Source organism: Pseudomonas sp. Ost2 (assembly GCF_018326065.1).
GTDB lineage: Bacteria > Pseudomonadota > Gammaproteobacteria > Pseudomonadales > Pseudomonadaceae > Aquipseudomonas > Aquipseudomonas gingeri.
The window spans coordinates 2,197,267-2,220,234 of record NZ_AP021904.1 but is presented as its reverse complement, the minus strand read 5'-3'; the positions used below and the strand labels follow the sequence as shown (position 1 = coordinate 2,220,234).

Here is a 22,968-nt window from a genome sequence, read left to right as displayed (position 1 = left end):
TGGCCGGACGGGGAAATTAGGCAGAGCGGGCAACGCCGGTCGGATGCCCGAACGATTTCGAAAACAGCACACACCTTGTGGGAGCCCGGCTTGCCGGCGATGGCGTCCGATCAGCCTATGCAAGGCTTGAGGGCCTCATCGCCGGCAAGCCGGCTCCTACCGGGGACCGAGCAAGACCGGGACTTGCGGGCGCAGAAATATTTACTTTCATTTCCCTATACGTTTTTCCCCTGCTCATTCGTCTCATCTAGATGCAGTCGTCCGCGTAGGCAAAAGCCACGGCCGGCTTTTTCCGGGAACGAGGCTCTTTCTCAAGCCTCGCTCCGTCCCCCGAAATCGAGAACCCGCTTTCCATGTCCAAGAAGTCCCGCTCGAAACTCTGGTTCCTGGTCCATAGCTGGCTGGCCCTGCCCATCTGGTTTTTTGTCCTGATCGTCTGTGTCACCGGCACGCTGGCGGTGGTCAGCCAGGAAATCGTCTGGCTGGCCAATCCGGAAATCCGCGCCAGCAAGCCTTCGGATGACGCCCCGCTGCTGAGCTATGACCAGGTGCTGGCGGCCATCAAGAAAAACGAGCCCGATCTGATCGTGCAATTGATCCAGCGCCCGGACGAAAGCCATTTCGCCCTGCTGGCCGATATCAGCTATCCGGACGGGCGCTCGGTGACGGTCTACGTCAACCCGTACACCGGCGTCATCCAGGGCATCAGCCCGCAATTCAACTTCAAGAACTTCACCCGCGCCCTGCACGGCTGGTGGCTGGTGCCGTTCACCGACGGCTATAGCTGGGGCTGGTACCTGGTGTCGCTGCTGGGCATACCGATGCTCGCCTCGCTGGTGACCGGCCTGGTGGTGTACAAGCGCTTCTGGAAAGGTTTTTTCAAGCCGACCCTGCGTTTTCGCCATGGTGCACGGATCTTCTGGGGCGATTTCCACCGCTTGAGCGGCATCTGGTCGATCTGGTTCATCGCGGTGATTTCCATCACCGGCACCTGGTTCCTGATCCAGGCCATCCTCGCCGACAACCAGATCAGCATCGCCACCCGACCGATCCCGGCCATCATCTCCCACGACAGTGCGCCGCTGATGCCTGACGGCCGGCCGGCGCCGATGCTGGCCGCCGACGAGGCCCTGCGCATTGCCAGGGAACAGGTACCCGGACTCGATGCCAGCTTCATCAGCCTGCCGAGCAACGCCTACAGCCCGTTCGAAGTCGGCGGCCGCAGCTGGTACCCGTTGATGTACCAGACCCTGGAGCTCAACCCCTACACCGGCAAGATCGAGCAGTCGCGCCTGCTTTCCGACCGCACGGGTCTGGAGTTCGTCACCGAGTCGATGCGGCCGCTGCATACCGGCGACTTCGGTGGCCTGTGGATCAAGCTGATCTGGTTCTTCTTCGGCCTGCTGCTGAGCATGATGGTCCTCAGCGGCCTGTTGATCTGGAGCAAGCGCACCGCCCTGGCCACGGTCAACGCCCTCAAGCGCAGTGCCAAGGCCGAACGCCCCGGTACTGCCAGGCCCCGCGCCGTCCTGGGCGCCGAGACTTCGGAGGTCAACCCGTGAGCAAGACTGCCGTGGCACCCGCCACCTCGACCCTGGGCCGCCTCTGGCACAAGTGGCGCTTTCACCTGAACATCCTGCTGGTACTGATCCCGCTGGGCTTCATGCCCCGGTATTTTTCCGATGCGGCGCTGTTCCGTGGCGACACCGGCCTGGGCCAGCATGTGAACGAACTGCAGGTCGGTCCCTGGAGCCTGCAACTGGCCGAACTGTGGGACGAAGCACCGCGTCGTGACGGTCCCGCCGGCTACTTCAAAAGCTTCAACGCCAGTCTCTGCGCCGACTGTATCGACCAGGTCAAGGCCACTTACCTGCGCGTCGGCAAACCGCGCAGCCTGCGCGCCGCCGGCGTGATCTTCTTCGGCACGCCCTATCGCATGGGCGCCGTGGTGCCGATCCCGGACAACACCAGGGACGATGCCGAGCTCTGGGTCACCCTGGAAGGCTGGGATGGCTCGGTGCACCAGGCCTCCATTCCCCTGATCCAGGCCTCGCCGCTGACGATCGCCTGGCTGAAAAAACAAGGTAACCGCCCATGAGCCCATTGCATCGTCCCTTCCCTTCGCCAATCACCCGACGCCTGCTGGCCGGCGCCGCGCTGCTGGCGGCCAGCGGCCTGAGCCTGACCGCCCAGGCCCATAACCCGATGTGCGAATGCAAACAGATCGACGCCGAGCAGATCCAGTGCAAAGGGGGCTTTTCCGACGGCAGCGGCGCGCCGGGAGTGACCCTGGACGTGATCGGCTACGACGAGACCGTCCTGCTGCCCGGCAAGCTGGGGGCGGACTCGACGCTCACCTTCAAGAAACCGGGCAGCGATTTCTATGTCCTGTTCGACGCCGGTCCCGGTCACGTCGTGGAAGTCGACAAAGCGGATATCGAGGCACCATGAGCAACTTATCGACCACCCATGTCGTGCGCCCCGCCGGCGCCGGCCACGAAACCCTCTATGTCCTGCTGTTCTGCCTGGTCGTGCTGCTGGTCGCCGGTTCCGTGGTGGCGTTGCATGGCGATAAACCGCAGGCCAGCCAGGTCGCTGCCCATCAACTGGATGCGCGCAGGGACCTCAGTCCCGGCGAACAGGGGATCTACGCCGACCTGCGGGTCACCCTCGATGAAATCCACCTGCTGCAGCAGGACCAGCAGGGCCTGCCCTCCCCCGGACAGCTCGGCGAGGAAGGCTTCGCGCCCTTTGCCCAGGACGCCAGTTCGGTCAGTCGCGGCGACCACGCCTGGCAGTTGCTGGGCCAGGCCTACTTCGGCCTGAGCCGGGCCACGGCCACCGCCGGTTCGTTCCTGATGCGGGTCGGCGGCGACAGCCATGCCGCGCCGGACATCTGGCTGAATCGCGGCAGCGCCCTGGCGGCCCCGACCGACCTGAGCGACAACGCCCTGATCGCCGGCGGCTGGCAGCAGGTGGTCGCGCAATTCGATGCCGGCGTAACCCGCCAGCATCGGCACTGAACCTTTCGACTCACACCAGGGAAACGTGTCCCCTCATGTCCATTTCAGCTCTGTTCGGCCGCCGTCGCCTGCTCCTGGCGCTGCTGCTTTCGCCCCTGTTGCTGACCTTCCAGGTCCAGGCCGGTCCGGCCAAGCGCCTGCGCATCGGCATCACCCTGCACCCTTACTACAGCTACGTCGCCAATATCGTCGGCGACAAGGCCGATGTCGTGCCGCTGATCCCTGCCGGCTTCAACCCCCATGCCTACGAACCCCGGGCCGAGGACATCAAGCGCATCGGCACCCTGGACGTGATCGTGCTCAACGGCATCGGCCACGATGACTTCGCCGACCGCATGATCGAGGCCAGCGAAAAGCCGCGGATCGCGGTGATCGAGGCCAATGAAAACGTGCCGCTGCTGGCCGCCACCGGAACCGCCGCCCGGGGTGCCGGCAAGGTGGTCAACCCGCACACCTTCCTCTCCATCAGCGCCTCCATCGCCCAGGTCAACAATATCGCCCGGGAGCTGGGCAAGCTCGACCCGGACAACGCCAAGACCTACACCGCCAACGCGCGGGCCTACGGCAAGCGCCTGCGGCAACTGCGCGCCGACGCCCTGGCCAAGCTGACCCAGGCCCCCAACGCCGACCTGCGGGTCGCCACGGTGCATGCCGCCTATGACTACCTGCTGCGCGAGTTCGGCCTGGAAGTCACCGCCGTGGTCGAGCCGGCCCATGGCATCGAGCCGAGCCCGAGCCAACTGAAGAAGACCATCGACCAACTGCGCGAGCTGGACGTGAAGGTGATCTTCTCCGAGCTGGATTTCCCGTCCACCTATGTCGAGACCATCCAGCGTGAATCCGGGGTCAAGCTCTACCCGCTGTCGCATATTTCCTATGGCGACTACACCGCCGACAAGTACGAGAAGGAAATGACCAGCAACCTCGATACCGTGGTCCGGGCGATCCAGGAGGCCGGTGCATGACGGCCGCCGAAAGCATCGCCCGCGAGGCCATCGGACCTACCCTCGATTTCAGCGCGGTCAACCTGACCCTGGGTCGCACCACCATTCTCGACAACGTCACCTTCCAGGTCCGCCCCGGCCATGTGCATGCGCTGGTAGGGCCCAACGGCGGCGGCAAGAGTTCGCTGATCAAGACCCTGCTCGGGCAGATGCCGCATCAGGGCCGCCTGAGCCTGGAATGGCCGGGCACGCCCGGCACCATCGGCTACGTCCCGCAGGCCCTGGAGTTCGATCGCGGCCTGCCGATGACCGTCGACGACTTCATGGCCGCCATGTGCCAGCGGCGCCCGGCGTTTCTCGGCCTGTCGCGGCATTTCGCCGGGGCCATCGGCGCGGCGCTGGAGCGGGTCGGCATGCAGGACAAGCGCAAGCGCCGCATGGGCGCGCTGTCCGGCGGTGAACGGCAACGGGTGCTGCTGGCCCAGGGGCTGATCCCGGCGCCACAGTTGCTGGTGCTCGACGAACCGATGTCGGCCCTGGACGAGGCCGGTATCCAGGTCTTCGAGCGTCTGCTCGGCGACTGGCGCCGCGCCGGCATCACCGTGTTGTGGATCGAGCACGACCTGGAAGCGGTCAAGCGCCTGGCCGATCGCGTCACCGGCCTCAATCGCCGGGTGCTGTTCGATGCCTCGCCGGCCGAGGCGCTGACGCCGGACCGCCTGCTGACGCTGTTCTCCACCCATCCGCGCAGTGTCGACACACCTACCCCGCAGAGCATCCAGCCATGACCTATGAAGCTTTTCGCCTGATGATCCAGGGCTGGGCCACGTCCGGTTTCCTGCCGGCGGCACTGGCCTACGGCTTCGTGGTCAACGCACTGATTGCCGGCCTGCTGATCGGCCCGGTACTGGGCGGTCTCGGCACCCTGGTGGTGGTCAAGCGCTTCGCCTTCTTCTCCGAAGCGGTGGGCCACGCGGCCCTGACCGGCGTAGCCATCGGCATCCTGCTCGGCGAACCCTACACCGGCCCCTATGGCAGCCTGTTCGGCTACTGCCTGCTGTTCGGCGTGCTGCTCAACTACCTGCGCAACCGCACCGGACTGGCCCCCGACACGCTGATCGGGGTGTTCCTCTCGGTGTCCCTGGCCCTCGGCGCCAGCCTGTTGCTGGTGCTGGCCGGCAAGATCAACGTGCATATCCTCGAAAACGTACTGTTCGGCTCGGTACTGACGGTCAACGGCAACGACCTGCTGGTCCTGCTGATCGTCGGTTCGCTGGTGATGGGCCTGAGCCTGCCGCTGTACAACCGCATCATGCTCGCCAGCTTCAACCCGCAACTGGCGGCGGTGCGCGGGGTCGCGGTAAAGACCCTCGACTACCTGTTCGTGGTGCTGGTGACGCTGATCACCGTGGCCGCGGTCAAGGTCATCGGCGCGATCCTGGTGGGCGCCCTGCTGGTGATCCCGGCGGCGGCCGCGCGCCTGCTCAGCCAGTCGCTCAAGGGGTTCTTCTGGATCTCCGTGGCGATCGCCACCGTCAGCACCCTGTGCGGCATCCTCCTGCCGATCCTGTTCGACCTGCCCGTGCCGTCCGGCGCGGCGATCATCCTGGTGGCCGGTATCGCCTTCGCCCTGGCCGCGATCGCCCGTGGCACCGTGCCCAGCCTCAAAGGGAATATTGGATAAATGCCGAATCTACGCCCCCTGACACTCGCCCTCGTGCTGAGCGGCCTGTTCAGCAGCACACTGTGTGCCAACCCGGAACCGCTGCCCGCCGCCTCCCAACAGGACCAGCAGGCCGGCACTTCCGCCCGGCCGGTGCGCATCCTCGCCAGCCTGCCGGTCACCCATGGCCTGGGCGAGATCCTGCTCAAGGACACTGGCGTGGTGCTGCAGCGCGCCGCCGACGCCAATCTGCCGGGAAGCCGCCAGAGCGCCTACTTCAGCGGGCGTGGCGCCGCGGCCCTGCAAAAGCTGGCGAGCAACGCCGATGCGGTGATCGGCCTGCGCTCGTTGTGGCCCGACGACCCGCTCTACCCCATGGCCCGTCGCAGCAATGTGCGCATCGTCGAAGTCGATGCCGCGCGCCCGGTGGACGGTAGCCTGCCAGGCATCGCGGTGCAGCCGGGCCAGGGCGTGGATGGCCTGAACAGCCAACCCTGGCTGTCGAGCAACAACCTGGGACGCATGGCCGACGTGATCGCCGCCGACCTGGTACGCCTGGCCCCCGAGGCCAAACCAAAGATCGAGAGCAACCTGGCGACACTCAAGCAGCGCCTGCTCAAGCTCAGCGCTGACAGCGAAACGCGGCTGGCGAAGGCCGACAACCTCAGTGTGGTCAGCCTCTCCGAACGCTTCAACTACCTGGTGGGCGGGCTCAACCTGGACCTGATCGAGGTCGATGCCCGCAGTGACGAGCAATGGACGCCCGAGGCCCTGGCCAAACTGGGTGAAACCCTCAAGGACGCCGAGGTGAAGGTGGTACTGGATCACCGCCAGCCGCCGGAGGCGGTGAAGTCGACAATCAGCCAGGCCGGCAGCACGCTGCTGGTGCTCGATACCGAGGGCAGCGACCCGCTGACCGGGCTGCAGGACTCGATCAACCAGGTGCTGGCGACACTGGCGCCATAACGGGGCGGGCATCGCCCGCCGGATGACACAAGCGTCGCCCCCTGCCGCGATAAACAAGTACCTCATCGACAAGGACACCGCCGGCGATACTCCTTCGTGCGTTTATTCAAAGCTCACGATAAAAGGACTTATCCATGGCAAACACACGCAGCCGGCATGAATGGGCCGCCGGGCCCATCGACGGCATTGTCATCTCGGACAGGCTTGCCGACCCTGTCATACAGGGGATTCCCGCCAAGCCCGGCACCCTGTCGCCGCCGACCGCCAGAGGAAGGGCCGGTCTCGCCGAACTGGACGCCCGCCTGGGACCGATCACCCTCGATACCTTCGTCATCAGTCGTGTGGAACTCTACGACATGGGCGCCAGACTGAGCGGGCGCCACCTCGACGGCAGCGACCGGCAACTCCAGGACAGTGGCCGGTCCCTGGTCGATGACGTGCAATTCGAACCGGCCGAATTGCAACGGCATCTGGAGACGGGAGACGCGGTCGACCAGCGCCCGGTCGACGTACTCTTTGAAATCGCCTCGCGACGCTCGTTGCAGGCCCCGCCCCTGCTCGGGACAAACACCCCACCGCTGGCCGACAACCTGATGAAGCACCTCAACCAGTTGCTGGTGCGCCTGCAGAACATGCAAATCCTCGCGCACAAATATGTCACCTTCAGCCTGCCGGGCTGGATCGACGCCGCCAAGAGCCGCAGCATGCTCACCTCGGGGGCGGGCATGCAGGCCTACGGGATCTACAGCGGCCTGGTGGGCATCCGCGAAGCGCTGAAAAGCGGCGACGTCACGGAGGCCGCGGTGAACGGCGGCAGCATTGCCACCGAATTGACCTCTGTGCTGCTCGAACGCGGCTTGAGGAAAACCGGTGAGGCCCTGCTCGGCCAGGGCGGCCGGATCTTCCAGGGCTTTCGCGCCACCTCCGCCGGCCTGATGATCAGCCGCAGTGCCGGCCTGCTGGGCAATGTGCTGACCCTGCCGTTCGATATCCACAGTGCGGTCACCGCGTTCAAGAATGCCGCCCGGACCAGCGGCAAGGAGGCCATGGACCATTACGTCACGGCCGGGTTCAGCATTGCCAGCGCCACCTTGTCCCTCGCACTCGGCGCGGCCGCCGCGGCGGGTTTCAGCGCCGCCGGCCCGATCGGCCTGGTGGCCTGCGCGGTGCTGATCGTCGGCGCGAAGATCTATGGCGCCGTGCGCCAGGTCGACGATATCGACGACTACATCGAACTGACCGTCGCAGAGCGTTGGCGCTCGGGCTGGTTCGCCTTTACCGGCCAGGAACTGGACCGCTCGGTGATGGATCGCTACCTGGTCGAGCGCACCCGGGTCGAGCATGGCAAAGCCCTGGAAACCCGCGCCCGGGCGTTGCTCGATGTGGAAATGAAGGAAACCCTCGCGGGGGTGGTCAACGGCAGCTTTCAGGTCGAGCTGGAACCCGTCAGGCACTGGGTACACCGCTGGGAGGGCGAGGAACAACCCCATGCCACCGTCAACACACCGGTGGTCCGCGAGGGCGACGATAACATCGATGCCACCGCGGGCCTGGAGCAGGTGCCGGGCGCGTTCAGCGGCACGCCCGGGGAAAAGAAAGCCGTGCTCTGGCAGTTGGGCGGCGGCAACGACCGGGTCACCGGTGTGCGCGACCAACCCAACTATTTCGCCTTTTCCACCGGCCAGAAGACCCTGACCGGCGGCGACCACGATGACGCCTTCCTGTTCCAGGCCCAGGAGACCCTCGGCTCCGCCAGCGTACCCGCCCTCGGTGTGCTGCACGGTGGCGACGGCCAGGATACGCTGTCGCTGCAAGGGCAGGTGCCGCCCCGCCATCACCTCGCCTTCGTCGGCCACGAGGTCGACCTGGACAGCGGCAAGCTGGGTTTGCGGCGCCATTCCACGGATGCCGCCCCCCTCGCCTACGCCTCGCTGGCCGCCATCGAACATGTCGAGACCCTGGCCGGCGGCAGCAGTCGCGTGACCGGCAACGCCCGGGCCAATCACATTACCCTGCTGGGCCTGGATGACCAGGCGAGCGGTGGCGACGGCGACGACCGCTTCACCCTCAAGGGCACTGCCAGCAGGGTCGCCGGAGGCGCCGGCAACGACCACTACCGGATCGCCGCGACAACCCGGACCGTGACGCTCGACGAGGACGGGCGTGAGCCCAGCACCGTCGTCCTGGACTGGCCCATGGAGCGGATCCAGAGCTGGCGCATCGTTGGTACCGCGCTGGTCGTCACTTCGTTGCCCGACGACAATGGCCAACCGCCCGAACAGCAATTGACGATCAGCGGGGTCTACCGCAACGACGACGAACGACAACTGCAAAACGACCTGCTGCTGTTTGTCACCCGCGAAGGCTTCACGCTCAAACCCGATCTGCCGGCGACGCTGCCGGGCACCGCCGACCACGATGTGCGGATCACCGTACTGAGCCTCGGCCAACTGCCGCCGGCGCCCCAGCCCGTCAATGGCGGCGACTACCCGCTGCCGGGGACATCGACGAGCGGCTACTTCCTCGCCAGGCAGACGCTCGACACCAATTTCCAGGTCGGCGCGGACGCCACGCGACCGTCCACCACGCTGTACCTGGACTACGCCAGCGAGGAGATCGAGCAGGTCAGCGCGGTCTACCGGGTGGCGGCCAGGCGCATCGGCGCCTTCAACTACCTGGACTACAGCGATGCCCGCCTGATCCTGCGCTTCCATGACCAGACGCAACTGACGCTCAAGGACTGGCTGGCCCCGGGTACGGGCAAACCGACGGATGTCGGCGCCTCCCTGCACAGCGCGGGGTTCGAACAGCAGCACGGGATTGTCCTGGTACTGCGCGACGGCAGTTCGTACCAGGTCGGCGCGCCGACCGCCAGCTACAGCGACGACTATCGCCACCCGGGCCTCAGGACCCTCGATGGACGCGGGTCATTGCAGCGGCGTGCCGGCAACTACCTGTTCCGCTCGCCGGAAAACCGCAGCGCGCAGTTGAAAGACCACGCCCAGCGCGTCGACTTCAAGGCCGGCAGCGACTCGACGATCTATCACCTGGAGGGCATGAGCTCAACCTATGAACTCTACCCGTGCGCCGCCGCGACCATCCGCCTGTCGACGCCGGCTGCCCTGGCAAAAACCGCCAATGCCTCGACCTGGTACATCCATACCCGGGCCAGCACGCAGATCGTGACCCGCGGCGATATCAAGATCGCCCCCCAGCAGCTGTGGATCGGCAATATCCGTCTGCTGCTGCCAGCCGACGACGATCCCACGCAACCCCTGGACCTGATCTACATCGTCCTGAAGTCCGGCGAGCGCTATGAGGTCGACCGGATTTTCGATCAGCTCCTGCTGCATGAGCTGGATGCCCGCGCCCATGCCGATATCGACGCCATCAAGCGCTGCATCGAACAGCATCAGGCGGACAACGAACTGGCCAGCCACCGCGTCAGGGTCAGGGGACTGAGGGTGGTCACCCCGTCGGCTTCCAGTGCCCGGCTCCAGGCGGCCTTCGGTGCGCTGGTCTACGACACCCTGACGCAGCAGTGGCGCACGGACAACGACGAGTCGACCCTCGTCGACCCCGCCGATCTGTTTATCCATACCCCCCGCTGACCACGAAAGGATTCCAGCATGTCTCCCAAAACCCCGATTCGTCCTGGCGTACCCGTTACCGGCCAGGTCGATACGCCAGCAATCAGGCATCCCGAGATCAGTCCCGCGACACGCCCGCGCCTCCCCGGCAGCGGCAGCCCGATACTGTCCGGTACCCCCGGCCAGTTGCCCGCCGCCACACCGGCGGCGACTGCCGCCGCGCAGTTGCCCGGCGCGGCCCCGGTGGTCATCAGCAGCATCAGCGCTGCCGTTGCCAGTCTTCCCGTGCGGGGGCGCCCCTTGAGTGCTTACTCGAGGCCCACGCCCAGGGGCCTGCCGCCCCCCGACAGCGATGGGGTTCGCGTGGTCCAGCAGCGCCAGTTCGTCAATCTCGAAGATGGCCGGGTCGTCATGGTCCGCTACGATGACAACGTCCGCTCCTACTGCGCCCAGACCCGGGAAGAACACCGGCCCTCGGGCCCGGCCCTGTACCGGGTCGAGGGCAGCGCTATCTGGAAGGAAAACAGCGCGGCCAGCCTGTTGCGCCAGTATCAGTTGTCCGTGAGGCACCTGGCAGCGACGCTGCCCGGCACAAGCCCTACCGCGGGCGGACGTCCCGAGGCCGGCGCCAACGACCAGGCGCTGCGACATTGCCGGGCACTGCTGCTGGCCGATGCCGGACGTTTCTTCAGGAGTCACCCGGTGCCCGAGCGCCCGCCGTTGTCCGCACCGGGCGCCGCTGCGGGCCCGCGAGCGCTGATCGAGGCACTCTACCGAAACAGCGAAGGGGTGGTCCTCGGCGAAAACCTTACCGATGCGGGCAGCAAGCTGTTCCTGGTCACCCACATGGCGACGTTGGCTGAACAGGGCGTGCGTACGCTCTACCTGGAACGCCTGCGAACCGATGTCGAGCAGGTGCACCTGGATACCTTCCACAAATCCGGCACCCTGAGCAATGCCCTGGACGATCATCTGCGAACACTCGATGGCGACTACGGCAATGCGCCCTCGGGCACCTGCAGCTACCACAACCTGATCAGCACCGCACGCGTCCACGGTATCCGGGTCCAGGCACTGGATTGTGCCGCGAGCGACTCCCTGCGTGTACTCGAGCCTGAAATGCTCAACCGGGCCACCGCCCTGAACTACCATGCCTGCCAGGTCATCCAGGCGGATCAGGTCGGTGGCCGCCAGGGCAAATGGCTGGCCCTGGTGGACATTCATCACGCCAAGGGTTATTCCCCTCAAGGCACGCCGGGACTGGCCCGCCTGCAAGGGGTGACGGCAGTGGAGGTCAACGACACCGTGAAAGGCCCCGCGATAGAGGCGGTCCCTGTTCCGCGGCTCAAGGCGGACGATCCGATGCGCCTCGTCATGCCTGACCTGAGGCTGTCCGTGAAACTGCCCTGGCGAGAGGCGCTTGAAATACCCCCGGCCTACCGCAAAGCACTGCGGGAGCGGATTCGCAATCCGGAAGAAATCGTGCGCAGAACCCACGTCCGGATCGGCGAACGGGCTGGAAACGAGGAAGGTATCAGTGACTTTCTGCGCCGCGCGCAACACCTGGAAGAGGCCAGCGCCGATTTTTTCCAGTGGTACAGCGGCAATCGCCGCGGCCGACCGGAGATTCCCCAGCTACCGGCTGACAGCCCGTCGTCGCGGATCCTGGAAAGGCTCTATGAAAACAACACCGGGCTGGTACTGGGCGCTGAACGGGGGGCGACCACCGCGAGGAAGTTCCTGATCGACAACATGCAAACCCTGGCGGCACTGCAGGTGGAAAAACTCTACGTGCAGAGTCTGCTGACGGACCTCGATCAGCCTTTTATCGACAGCTTTCATACAACGGGCACCCTGCCCCGGGAGCTGGAAAATGCCCTTTTGTCCGAGGACCCGCTCTGGGCGCCTGGCGACAACGGCTACACACTGCGGCGCCTGCTGATCAGTGCCCGTGAGCATGGTATCAAGGTCCAGGCGCTCGACACGGCGACCAGCTACAGGAAAAGACTGGCGCCATACGACGCGCCCAGCTTCAACTACATTGCCCACAAGATTATCGACGACGATCAACAGCAGCAGGGTGATCACAAATGGCTGGCCCTGGTGCTGAATCTCTATGCCAGCAACGTCAGGGGAGTACCGGGCCTGGCGCAACTGCAAGGCGCACCGGGCCTGCGGATTGTCGCCATGGGACCAGGGGCCACCGCGCAGGTAAAAGCCGATCACGGCGAGATAGTGAGTGTGCATGATCGCCACGTCTACCTGCGTTCGGACCTGGTGCTGGAACTCGCCAGTGATGCCGCCCCCCCGGCACGGGCAGTGCAGACCCCCCGCAGTTGTCTGGGTTGGCGAGAAGGGAGTGGACGAGACTTCCTGATTGAAAAACAGGGCGCCAATTTCATCCTGGTGCAGAAAAGTTATCAGATCGGTGGGGATGCCTATTTCGAGAAGGTCATCGAAGTAAAGGATGGCAAATACCTGATGCCACCAGGCGCCATCCGGCTCCAGAGCCTGCCCTACGACAGCCTCGCGGATCTGGTCTGGGGGCTCAGGAGCGAGGGCTATGTCCAGGTCGCCGAAATCCCTGGCGTCATTCCCGCGGTGCCGAGGCTCGACACCCATCCGCAGCTCCATCGGCCAGGCATGTTTCTCTTCGACGAAACCGCGAACGGCACCGTGCTCGTCCATCGCTCAAGGAATCGTGCATTGAGCGTGACGCCCGTCAGACGCAACCCGGCCGGCAAGCTGTACATCAGCCATGCACGCTGGGGCTACGACGAAACCAACCTGTTTGACAGCCTGGACGAAATTGGCCGTCATTTGATCCGGGATAAGGGCATGACGCGCTATATCGCCCCCGCCGATCGTTGAGACCCGGCCCCCGTTCAGCCGTCTGCAACGGGGGCCATCGCTCAGCCGGCCAGGGCCTGGGCGTCCATCTTCTGGCGCAGGCTCAGTGGACGCATGTCGGTCCAGACCTCCTCGATGTATTCCAGGCACTCTTTCTTGAAGCCGCTCTTGCCCACGGTGCGCCAGCCGTTGGGGATGGCCTTGTAGTCCGGCCAGATGGAATATTGCTCCTCGTGGTTGACCACTACCTGAAAGAGGATGTCGTCGCGGTCAAATACTGAAGTCATTGCTGTTCTCCGTGAGAGTGGGGGTGAGGCTGCGCCCATCGCGCAGCCCCCGTGTAGATGAAAACGTGCGGAGCCGCCGGAAAATTAGACCGCGGCGACCGCCGCCGCCAGGGCGTTGCCAAAAATCCGCGCCACTTCGTCGACCTGGGCCGCGGTGATCACCAGCGGCGGCAGGAACCGCACCACGCCGCCGTGACGCCCGCCCAGTTCGAGGATCAGCCCGCGCTTGAGGCATTCGCGCTGGATCAGCGGAGCAAGACGTGGAAAGGCCGGCGGATGCCCCTGGGCATCCAGGGTGCCGCTCGGGTCGACCAGTTCGACGCCCATCATCAGGCCACGCCCGCGAATATCCCCCAGTTGCGGGAAGTCGCGCTGCAACAGGCGCAGGTGCTCGCCGAGGCGCTCGCCCATGGCCGCCGCGTGGGCCGGCAGATCGTGCTCCTTGAGATAACGCATCACCGCGGAACCGGCCGCCATGGCCATCTGATTGCCACGGAAGGTCCCGGCATGAGCGCCCGGGGCCCAGGTGTCGAGCCAGTCGCGATAGACCATGACCGCCAGCGGCAGGCTGCCACCAATGGCCTTGGACATCACCACCACGTCCGGGATGATGCCGGCGTGTTCAAAGGCGAACATCTTGCCGGTACGCCCGAAACCGCTCTGGATCTCGTCGACGATCAGCGCCACGCCGGCCTTTTCGGTGATCCGTCGCAGGCCGCGCAGCCAGTCCAGATCCGCCGGGATCATGCCGCCCTCGCCCTGCACCGCCTCGACGATGATCGCCGCCGGCAGTTGCACGCCGCCCTCGGGATCGTTCAGCAGGTTTTCCAGGTAGTGCAGGTTGACCTTCACCCCCTGCGCGCCGCCGAGACCGAACGGGCAGCGGTAATCGTAGGGATAAGGCAGGAACTGCACGCCATTGCCCAACAGGGCACCCAGCGGCTTTTTCGGCCCCAGGCTGCCCATCAGGCTCAACGCGCCCTGGCTCATGCCGTGATAGGCGCCCTGGAACGACAGGACGGTGCTGCGGCCGGTGGCGGTACGCACCAGCTTGAGGGCCGCTTCCACCGCATCGGTGCCGGTCGGGCCGCAGAACTGGATCTTCGCTTCCTTGGCCAGGGCCTCGGGCAACAGGCCGAACAGGTCCTGGACGAACTGGTCCTTGACCGGCGTGGTCAGGTCGAGGGTGTGCAGGGGTAGTTCGTCGGCCAGCACCTGCTGGATCGCCTCGATCACCACCGGGTGGTTGTGCCCCAGCGCCAGGGTGCCGGCGCCGGCCAGGCAGTCGATGAAGCGTCGTCCCTCGACGTCTTCGACATACAGCCCCTTGGCCCGCTTCAGTGCCAGCGGGATACGCCGGGGGTAACTGCGAGCGTTGGACTCCTGGCGACTCTGCCGGGCCAGCAGCGGCGACTCCTCGAACTCATAGAGCGTTTCAACCGCTGACTGGCTGGGGCGGACCGGCGGCTTTTCGATAAGGCTGGTAGCGACTGACATCTCTCGATCCCTCAATACTCTGATGATATTGACCAAAACCCTGTTGCCGCACGCGCACGCGTGCAGACTTCGTGTTCAGGAAACGCACCAGCGTGTCGGGGATTTAGACCCGTCGGGCAGTTGGATGAGAAGTTTTTCCATCGGGTTCACCAGCCTGGGCCGGCCGGCGGGATTTTTCGGGAGTTGCCCGTCACACCGCCTGCAAGGGCATGGTCAGCTCGACCCGCAGGCCATCCGGCCGGCTGTCGAAATGCAGGACGCAACCGCAGCGCTGGACGATCGCCTGGACAATCGCCAGCCCCAGGCCACAGCCGGTACTCTTGCCGTTGCGCCAGAAGCGTTGCGTCAGGTGCTGCAGATCATCCTCGGCGATCCCCGGACCATGATCGCGGACCTGGAAACGCACGCGGTTGCCGATGGTTTCCACGTTCAGCTCCACCGGTGCATCCCCCGGCGTATGGCGCAGGGCGTTGTCCAGCAGGTTGCGCAAGGCGGCGATGGACAGGGTCGAGGGCATTTCCAGCGGCGCGGCCGAGCAATGCTCCGGCAGATGCAGCTCGATCCGCCCGCGGTCGCCAGTGGCCGAATCCTGGATCGCCAGGCGCGCCACCTGTTCGGCAGTGCACTGCACGCCATCGTCGAACGACAGGCTGCCTTCGACCCGCGCCAGCAACAGCAACTGCTCCAGGGTCCGGTGCAGGCGGTCGGCGCCGGCCTCGGCATGGGCCAGGGATTGATCGCGGGCGGCGCCTTCGGTCATGCGCGCCACCTGCAGGTGGGTCTTGATCGCGGTCAGCGGGCTGCGCAACTCGTGGGCCGCGTCGCCGGTCAGCCGCCGCTCGCGCTCGATGGTCTTGCCGATGCGCTGGAGCAACTGGTTCTGGGTATCGAGCAACGGCTGCAACTCGCGGGGCAGCGGCTGCACCTGCAAGGGTTCGAGGGAATCCGGGCTGCGCCGCATCAGCGCGTCGCGCATCCGGTTGAGCGGCGTCAGGCCCTGGCCGAGTCCCAGCCAGAGCAGGCACAGGCAGCCGAGCAAGGCGACGCCGACCGGCACCGAGGCGGCCAGCAGCACCGACAGGTTCAAGGCCTCGCGCTCGACCTGGCGGTCGGCGGTGGTGATATGGATATCGCCGCGGACCAGGGTGAAGGTGCGCCAGGGCGCGCCGTCGATCATCTGGTCATGGAAACCGACGTTCTGCGCTTCCAGGTCCTGTTCGGGGTTGTTGTGACTGCGCGCCAGCACTTCCCCGCGCAGGGAACTGACCTGGCAGGCCATGCCGCCGCTGATATTCAACTGTTCGGAGCTGAAATGCGTGCTCCCGTCCTGGCCCGACATCGGCGGCAACTGCTCCAGCAGTCCGGCCACCATGCGCGCCGACGCCACCAGGCGCTGGTCGAGGGAGAACATCATCTGATGGCGCAGGTCGCTGAGCATCCAGGTCGCGGCCAGGGCCCAGATCAGGATGAAGGCCGAGCCGATGGTCAGGCTCAGGCGCAGGCGCAGGCTCATCATGCTTACAGCTCTCCGTCACCCGCCGGGCCCAGGCGGTAACCCAGGCCGCGGACGGTCTCGACAATGCCGTTGCCCAGCTTGCGGCGCAAATGGTGGATATGCACGTTCAGGGCGTTGCTTTCCAGCTCGTCGCTGAAGCCATAGACGCTGTCTTTCAGCTGCTCGCTGGAAAGCACCCGGCCACGGTTGTGCAGCAGGGCCTGCAACAGCGCCTGCTCGCGCCGCGAGAGGTCCACCGACTGACCGTTGAGGGTGGTGACGCGGCTGCTCGGGTCGTAGCTCAACGGGCCGTGCTCGATCAGGTTGACACTGCGTCCGGCCACCCGGCGCAGCAGCGTCTGCAGGCGGGCGAAGAGTTCGCGCAGGTCGAACGGCTTGAGCAGGTAGTCGTCGGCACCGGCCTGCAGGCCGTCGACCCGGTCGGTCACCGAGTCGCGGGCGGTAAGGATCAGTACCGGCAGTTCCAGGCCCTTGCTGCGCAACTGGGTGAGTAGTTTCAGGCCGTCTTCGTCGGGCAGGCCGAGATCGAGGACCATCACGTCGAACTCCGCCGCGCGCAGCATGGCCCGCGCGGCGGATGCCGTGGCCACGTGCTCCACGGTCATGCCCTGGGCGGTCAGGCCGGCAACGATGCCGCTGGCAATCAACTCGTCGTCTTCGCAAACCAGTACGTGCATGGGAATACCTGTGCAAATGTGTCCATTGGGACACAGATGGATTAAGCCGCGATTATGCCGCCAACGGAACAAGGATAGGTAACCGCAGGTCCAGTGGCGAGCGGCGCGCCCCTACGTTGCCCAGGAAGCGCGTCAGCAGGCAGGCACTCGACGGGGCATGGGTTAATGATCGGTTAATCGCTGCCCAGCAGTCTTGCCTGACAGGTTCCTGCATTAAGGTTTTTTCATGCGTTGGTTATTCACCCTGGTTTTTCTGCTGCTCGCCGGGCTGGCCCAGGCCGGCAATGACCCGTTCGCGGTCAAGAAGCCGGATTTCCCCCCTGCCGGCAAGGTCTTCATCTTCAGCTCCGAGAAGCTCGACTCCGGCCAGACCCGGCTGTACTGGCAGATCGCTGACGGTTATTACCTGTATCAGAAACGCCTGAAATTCGACGGCCTCGATCCGGCCCAGCGGCCTGCCCTGCCTGAGGCGCAGTCCCACAGCGACGAGTTCTTCGGCGAGCAGCCGGTCTATCGTGGCGAACTCGAACTGCTGGTGCCGGCCGGCGCCAGCGGCCAGGTCACGGTTGGCTGGCAAGGCTGCGCAGATGCCGGGCTGTGTTATCCACCGCAGAGCATGGTGGTCGACCTGGGCGGAAAAACCACCCAGGTGGCGGCCGGACAGGCGCAGGGGCTGGCACAGGACCAATCCCTGGCCAGCGGCCTGAGCCAGCATGCGCTGGGCTGGAGCCTGCTGGCGTTCTTCGGCCTGGGCCTGCTGCTGGCCTTTACCCCTTGCACCCTGCCGATGCTGCCGATCCTCGCCGGCCTGGTGGTCGGCAGCGGTGCCAGCCCACGGCGCGGCTTCGCCCTGGCGGGCAGCTATGTGATCAGCATGGCGCTGGTCTATGCCGCGCTGGGCGTGGTCGCGGCCCTGCTGGGCGGCAACCTGCAGGCCTTCCTGCAACAGCCCTGGCTGCTGGGCAGTTTCGCCGCGTTGTTCGTGGTGCTGGCCCTGCCGATGTTCGGTGTCTTCGAACTGCAACTGCCCGGCGCCCTGCGCGACCGCCTGGAACGTGCCGGCCAGGGCCGGCGCGGCGGCAGCCTGGTGGGTGCCGGGATCATCGGCGCGCTGTCCGGGCTGATGGTCGGGCCGTGCATGACCGCGCCGCTGGCCGGTGCCCTGCTGTATATCGCCCAGAGCGGCAACGTCCTGCTCGGCGGGCTGGTCCTGTTCAGCCTCGGCATCGGCATGGGCCTGCCACTGTTGCTGCTGGTGACCGTGGGCAATCGCTTCCTGCCCAAGCCGGGGGCCTGGATGGACCGGGTCAAGGCGATATTCGGCTTCCTGTTCCTCGGCACCGCGATCCTGATGATTCGCCCGGTGGTCAACGAGTCGCTGTGGCTCGGCCTGTGGGGCGCCCTGGCCCTGATCGTCGCCTGCTGTGCCTGGCGGCTGTCCCGCGAACCCGGGCGCTGGGCGCTGCCGGCCAGTTGCCTGGGCCTGCTGCTGGGCCTCTGGGGCGGCCTGCTGGTGATCGGTGCCGCCGGCGGCGGCAGCGATCCGTGGCGCCCGTTGCAGGTGTACACCGGCTCCGCGGCGGGTGCCGGCAACGCGGCGAGCCATGCAGCCTTCGTCACGGTCAAGGACCCGGCGGCCCTGCAACGCGAGCTGGACAGCGCCAGGTCCCAGGGCCAGTGGACACTGGTGGACTACTACGCGGACTGGTGCGTGTCGTGCAAGATCATGGAGAAAACGGTGTTCGGCAAGGCCGAGGTGATGAGCGCCCTGCGCGATGTACGACTGGTGCGCCTGGACGTGACCGACGACAATGCCGCCAGCCGCGAACTGCTCGGCCGCTTCGAAGTGCCCGGTCCACCGACCCTGCTGTGGATAACCCCCGATGGCGTCGAGCACCGGGCCGGCCGCATCACCGGTGAAGTCGATGCCACCGGATTCCTGCAAAACTGGAACAGCACACGGGATGCCCGCTAAATGCTTACCCTGACCCTAGGTACTTTCGCCCTCTCGATCAACCACCTGCTGTTGCTGCTGGCCCTCGCCCTGGCGACGCTGGTCGGCTGGCGGGTGGCCAGGCGCGGCGGCGATAACCCGGAGTCGGTGCTGTTCAGCCTGTTCCTGCTGGCGATGCTGGCGGCCCGCGGCGGTTTCGTGATCGCCTACTGGAGCTACTTCCGCAACGATCCGCTGCAGGTCCTCGATATCCGCGATGGCGGTTTCCTGCTCTGGCCCGGCCTGCTGGCCCTGCTGGTCGGCGCCCTGGCCTGGTGCTGGCGGCGTCCGGCGCTGCGCAAGCCGCTGGGCTTCGGCCTCGGCAGCGGACTGGCCTTCTGGCTGCTGGCGACCCTGTCGACCACCCTCTACGAGCAGGGCTCGCGCCTGCCGGACATCACCCTGGTCAACGCCGAAGGGCAGACCGTGCACCTGACCGACTATCAGGGCGGGCCGCTGGTGATCAACCTCTGGGCTACCTGGTGCCCGCCGTGCCGGCGGGAAATGCCGGTGCTGCAAAAGGCCCAGCATGAACGCCAGGACGTGACCTTCCTGTTCGTCAACCAGGCCGAAAGCATGCAGAGCGTGACCACGTTCCTCATGACCCAGGGCCTGAACCTCAACAACGTGCTGTTCGACGGCAGCGGCCAACTGGCCCGCACCGTCGGTTCCATGGCCCTGCCCACCACCCTGTTGTACAGCGCCGACGGCCGCCTGCTCGGCAGCCACCTGGGCGAACTGTCCGAGGCCAGCCTGGCCCGGGTCCTGGAAAACTTCGGCCCACCCCACTCCAATACGGCCTCATCGGCCCCAGCAAGGAAACCGCTATGTCCTTCAACCGCCGCCTGCTGAACCTGAGCCTGAGCACCGCCCTCGGCGCGTTGCTGCTGCAGGTGCCCGTGTCCCAGGCCGAGGAATTGCCCGCGCCAATCAAGAGCATCGAGGCCAAGGGCGCCAGGATCGTCGGCAGCTTCGACGCCCCCGGTGGCCTGCGTGGCTATGCCGCCCAGTATCAGAACCGGGGCATGGCCCTGTACCTGACCCCCGATGGCAAGCATGTGATCGCCGGCAACCTGTACGACGCCGACGGCAAGGACCTGAGCCAGGCACCGTTGCAGAAACTGGTGTATGCGCCGATGTCCAAGCAGGTCTGGGGACAGATGGAACAGAGCAACTGGATCGAGGACGGCAAGAAGGATGCACCGCGCATCGTCTATCTGTTCAGCGACCCGAACTGCCCGTACTGCAACATGTTCTGGGAGCAGGCACGGCCTTGGGTCGATTCCGGCAAGGTGCAACTGCGGCACATCATGGTCGGGATCATCCGCGAAGACAGCGCGGCCAAGGCCGCCGCCCTGTTTACCGCCAAGGACCCGCAACAGGCCCTGCACGACCACGAGAAGGCCGGCAAGGGCAGTTCGCTCAAGCCGCTGGCGACGATTCCGAAAGAGATCCAGGCCAGGCTCGATGCCAACATGAAGCTGATGGAAGACCTGGAACTGGCGGCCACACCATCGATCTTCTACCTCGACGACAACGGTGACCTGCAACAGCAGCAGGGCGCGCCGTCGGCGGACAAGCTGGTGAAGATCCTCGGGCCGAAGTAACCATCCCACGGGCCGGACGATCGCTCCCCTGCCCAGGTGGGAGCGATCGCCAGCAGGCCGCCTCGCGGTCGGTCTCTCCCACGCATTGCCTGTCCATTGTCCCGCCATGACTGTCGGCAAGGCACAAACGACAGGCAACGGCGCACTCCCTAAGCTGTGACTTCACTCAGTCGCAACGCTCAAGGAGAGCCATGTCGCTCAATATTTACCTGGCGCAGATACGCCATATCCCACGCTCCCGCGCCCCGTCGTTCGCCGATCACCTGGAACCCATCTGGGCAGAGGCCGGCCAGGTGCCGAGCATGGAGTCCAATGGTCCCCTCATCGTCATCAGCCAGGGCTGTATCGACTACTGGCCACTCAACAATCTCGAGAATCCCGGCGAGCTGCATCTGCTGGCCTACGGTCCGACGCGCGAACTGCTGGGCCAGAAGCTGCTGAAACTGGGCGACCAGAAGCTGGTTTCCCTGCACATCGAGAATACCGAGTGGCTGGTCTTCCTGGATGGACAACACGGCCGCCACACCCGGGGCCGCTCCATCCTGCAGGAAACCGCGGAAGATACCCACCAGTACTTCTGGATCATCAATACCCGCAGTGATGCCGCCCTGGCCTGGGACGACGCCAGCCCGACGGTGACCCTGGAACCCCTCGCCGCCAGCAGCCAGCAGATCTGGGTCGTCGACAATATCGGCGCCATCTTTACCGGCCGGGGCAATCGACGCCTGTCGGCGGTGCCGGACCCTGCCGGGACTCCGTCGTTGCGCCTGGTGGAAAGCGACGAAGCGGGCCATGACCAGTGGAACATCGACCGCCAGGGCAGCATCCGCTCCTTCAGCAATGACCTGGCCTGGACGCAGACCGGCGAACGGACCGTGGAACTGGCCGAGTACTCCGCGTCCCCGGCAGAACGCCAGGAATGGTTTTTCAAGCCCTACATCGTTTCGCCTTTCACCCACGACAATCAGCTGGCGCAGTTGCTGCCCGAGCAGCCCTTCTACCTCGGCAGCGACAAGCACGAGGGCTCCAGGCTGTTACTCAACGCCTCGCGTCTGCAACTGGTATCGCTGGAGGATCCCCGGGAGCTGGAAGGCGCCTGGCGATACGAACAGGAAAAACTGATCGATCTCGCCAGCGGGCTGGCCCTGACCGCCAGAGCCGGCAACATCCACCTCGCCGCTCCCGATCCGGCGGATGCCCATCAGAACTGGTACATGAGCACCGACGGTTACCTGATCCAGCCCCTGTCAGGAAAGGTACTCGAGTTCGAAAACGGGCGGATCGGGCTGGTGGAATATGACACGCTGCGTGCCGAACGCCTGTACTGGCGGATCCACCCTATCCGCCAGCGCCGCGCCACCGACGTGGTCTTTCAACCCAAGCCATTGGGCTACATCAGCAAGCTGTCGGTCACCGTCACTGTCGCCAACGTCTTCTGGGGCGGCACTTCGGACAAGATCATGATGACCCTGACCTCCCTCGACAAAGCCGTGCGCCTGTTCGACGCGCCCTGCGCGGGCGACTCGGTCACCGTCGATATCGATATCCAGGCGATGTTCGGCAAGCCCAGGATCCCGATGCGCGATGTGCATACGATCCTGTTCTACCAGGAGTCGAGATCCGAATCGGGGGGCAACGACCAGTGGAAGCTGGAATCGATCCTGCTGAAAGCCAACGACCGCTACCTGAACGACTCGCTGCGCAGCATCAATCGCTGGGTTTCACCGCCCTACCGTTCCGCCCATATTTCCTGGGGCAGTACGATTTCCTGGTGCAACTGGCGGGATATCCGCTACAACCGGCACATAGACTTCAACGGCCAGACCTACCCGGTGACGCTGATGCCCTATATCGGCGACCTGAAAGCCTGGCGCAACTACGATCCATCCAGCATCGACGGCGTCGGGCAATTGATCGGCATGAACAATGGCCGGCTGATCGGCGAGATCCTGAAAACCCGCGACTGCGAAGCCCTCAGGCCCAATGACGACAACAACAGCTACACCTGGGTATTCACCCCGGAGGGGTCGATCATCTACCGGCTCTGGAACCACGACGACAGTGCCGGCTATGTCCGCCACAGCCAGTTGGGGAACGGCAGGCCGGTGATCTGCGCGGGCGAATTCAGGGTCGAGAGACGAGCGGATATCGATGGTGTGGTGGATGTCATCGCCATGGTGAACGACGCCTCGGGCCATTACAAACCCGATGGCGGCGCCTGCCTGGGCTCGGTCGAGGAGAAGCTCAAGGCATTGGGCATCCCCACCGACAGCATAAAGTGGTCCTACAAGGAGAAGTGACAAGGCGCGTTTGATCGTTCCCACGCGCAGCGTTGATCGTTCCCACGCTCCTGCG

At 65.4% G+C, this 22,968-nt stretch carries 18 protein-coding genes; 14 read left to right on the top strand and 4 right to left on the bottom strand.

The genetic code is table 11. The features are described from left to right. Positions 1 to 353 precede the first annotated feature (353 nt). From KI243_RS09820 to KI243_RS09775, 10 genes are all read left to right on the top strand, one after another. Positions 354 to 1,562, top strand: coding sequence for a PepSY domain-containing protein (locus tag KI243_RS09820; RefSeq protein ID WP_017125742.1), 1,209 nt, complete (start codon positions 354 to 356; stop codon positions 1,560 to 1,562). Further along, a complete protein-coding gene (locus KI243_RS09815; protein ID WP_017125741.1) occupies positions 1,559 to 2,098 on the top strand; it encodes a hypothetical protein in 540 nt (179 codons plus the stop codon). The genes KI243_RS09820 and KI243_RS09815 overlap by 4 nt, the downstream gene beginning before the upstream one ends. After that, on the top strand, positions 2,095 to 2,451 hold the full coding sequence (locus KI243_RS09810; protein WP_177084927.1) for a hypothetical protein: 357 nt from the start codon (positions 2,095 to 2,097) through the stop codon (positions 2,449 to 2,451). The genes KI243_RS09815 and KI243_RS09810 overlap by 4 nt, the downstream gene beginning before the upstream one ends. Then, positions 2,448 to 3,023 carry a DUF6162 family protein gene (locus KI243_RS09805; RefSeq protein WP_212810740.1) on the top strand — a complete coding sequence of 192 codons (576 nt, stop codon included), beginning with the start codon at positions 2,448 to 2,450 and terminating at the stop codon, positions 3,021 to 3,023. Before KI243_RS09810 ends, KI243_RS09805 begins: the two co-directional genes overlap by 4 nt. 35 nt (positions 3,024 to 3,058) lie before the next feature. Beyond that, positions 3,059 to 3,988 (top strand): metal ABC transporter substrate-binding protein, encoded by a 930-nt coding sequence (locus KI243_RS09800; protein ID WP_212810739.1) that lies wholly within the window; start codon positions 3,059 to 3,061, stop codon positions 3,986 to 3,988. Further along, complete coding sequence (locus KI243_RS09795) at positions 3,985 to 4,755, top strand: metal ABC transporter ATP-binding protein (protein ID WP_177109352.1); 771 nt, start codon at positions 3,985 to 3,987, stop codon at positions 4,753 to 4,755. The genes KI243_RS09800 and KI243_RS09795 overlap by 4 nt, the downstream gene beginning before the upstream one ends. Then, positions 4,752 to 5,651, top strand: a complete 900-nt coding sequence (locus tag KI243_RS09790) for a metal ABC transporter permease (protein WP_017125736.1) — start codon at positions 4,752 to 4,754, stop codon at positions 5,649 to 5,651. The genes KI243_RS09795 and KI243_RS09790 overlap by 4 nt, the downstream gene beginning before the upstream one ends. Next, positions 5,652 to 6,596 carry a zinc ABC transporter substrate-binding protein gene (locus tag KI243_RS09785; RefSeq protein ID WP_212810738.1) on the top strand — a complete coding sequence of 315 codons (945 nt, stop codon included), beginning with the start codon at positions 5,652 to 5,654 and terminating at the stop codon, positions 6,594 to 6,596. 134 nt (positions 6,597 to 6,730) lie between these two features. Continuing rightward, entirely contained in the window at positions 6,731 to 10,207 is a 3,477-nt protein-coding gene (locus KI243_RS09780) for a calcium-binding protein (protein WP_212810737.1), read from the top strand. Positions 10,208 to 10,225: 18 nt separating this feature from the next. Then, positions 10,226 to 13,057 carry a membrane-targeted effector domain-containing toxin gene (locus tag KI243_RS09775; protein ID WP_244861830.1) on the top strand — a complete coding sequence of 944 codons (2,832 nt, stop codon included), beginning with the start codon at positions 10,226 to 10,228 and terminating at the stop codon, positions 13,055 to 13,057. 41 nt (positions 13,058 to 13,098) lie between these two features. Here KI243_RS09775 and KI243_RS09770 read toward each other — a convergent pair whose 3' ends face one another. The 4 genes from KI243_RS09770 to KI243_RS09755 form a co-directional block, all read right to left on the bottom strand. Next, entirely contained in the window at positions 13,099 to 13,323 is a 225-nt protein-coding gene (locus KI243_RS09770) for an MbtH family protein (RefSeq protein WP_017125732.1), read from the bottom strand. Positions 13,324 to 13,407: 84 nt separating this feature from the next. Next, positions 13,408 to 14,820 carry an aspartate aminotransferase family protein gene (locus tag KI243_RS09765; protein ID WP_177109328.1) on the bottom strand — a complete coding sequence of 471 codons (1,413 nt, stop codon included), beginning with the start codon at positions 14,818 to 14,820 and terminating at the stop codon, positions 13,408 to 13,410. Positions 14,821 to 15,010: 190 nt separating this feature from the next. Next, a complete protein-coding gene (locus KI243_RS09760; RefSeq protein WP_177084937.1) occupies positions 15,011 to 16,336 on the bottom strand; it encodes an ATP-binding protein in 1,326 nt (441 codons plus the stop codon). Between the two features lie 2 nt (positions 16,337 to 16,338). Next, positions 16,339 to 17,013 carry a response regulator gene (locus KI243_RS09755; RefSeq protein WP_017125730.1) on the bottom strand — a complete coding sequence of 225 codons (675 nt, stop codon included), beginning with the start codon at positions 17,011 to 17,013 and terminating at the stop codon, positions 16,339 to 16,341. Positions 17,014 to 17,239: 226 nt separating this feature from the next. On the opposite strand from KI243_RS09755, the gene dsbD reads away from it, so the two are divergent. The 4 genes from dsbD to KI243_RS09735 all read left to right on the top strand — a co-directional run bounded on the left by dsbD (position 17,240) and on the right by KI243_RS09735 (position 22,913). After that, positions 17,240 to 18,988 (top strand): protein-disulfide reductase DsbD, encoded by a 1,749-nt coding sequence (gene dsbD / locus KI243_RS09750; protein WP_017125729.1) that lies wholly within the window; start codon positions 17,240 to 17,242, stop codon positions 18,986 to 18,988. Beyond that, entirely contained in the window at positions 18,989 to 19,858 is an 870-nt protein-coding gene (locus tag KI243_RS09745; RefSeq protein WP_017125728.1) for a TlpA disulfide reductase family protein, read from the top strand. Continuing rightward, positions 19,834 to 20,613 carry a thiol:disulfide interchange protein DsbG gene (dsbG, locus tag KI243_RS09740; RefSeq protein ID WP_017125727.1) on the top strand — a complete coding sequence of 260 codons (780 nt, stop codon included), beginning with the start codon at positions 19,834 to 19,836 and terminating at the stop codon, positions 20,611 to 20,613. Before KI243_RS09745 ends, dsbG begins: the two co-directional genes overlap by 25 nt. A gap of 191 nt (positions 20,614 to 20,804) precedes the next feature. Further along, a complete protein-coding gene (locus KI243_RS09735) occupies positions 20,805 to 22,913 on the top strand; it encodes a hypothetical protein (protein WP_212810736.1) in 2,109 nt (702 codons plus the stop codon). The last annotated feature ends 55 nt before the right edge of the window (positions 22,914 to 22,968 follow it).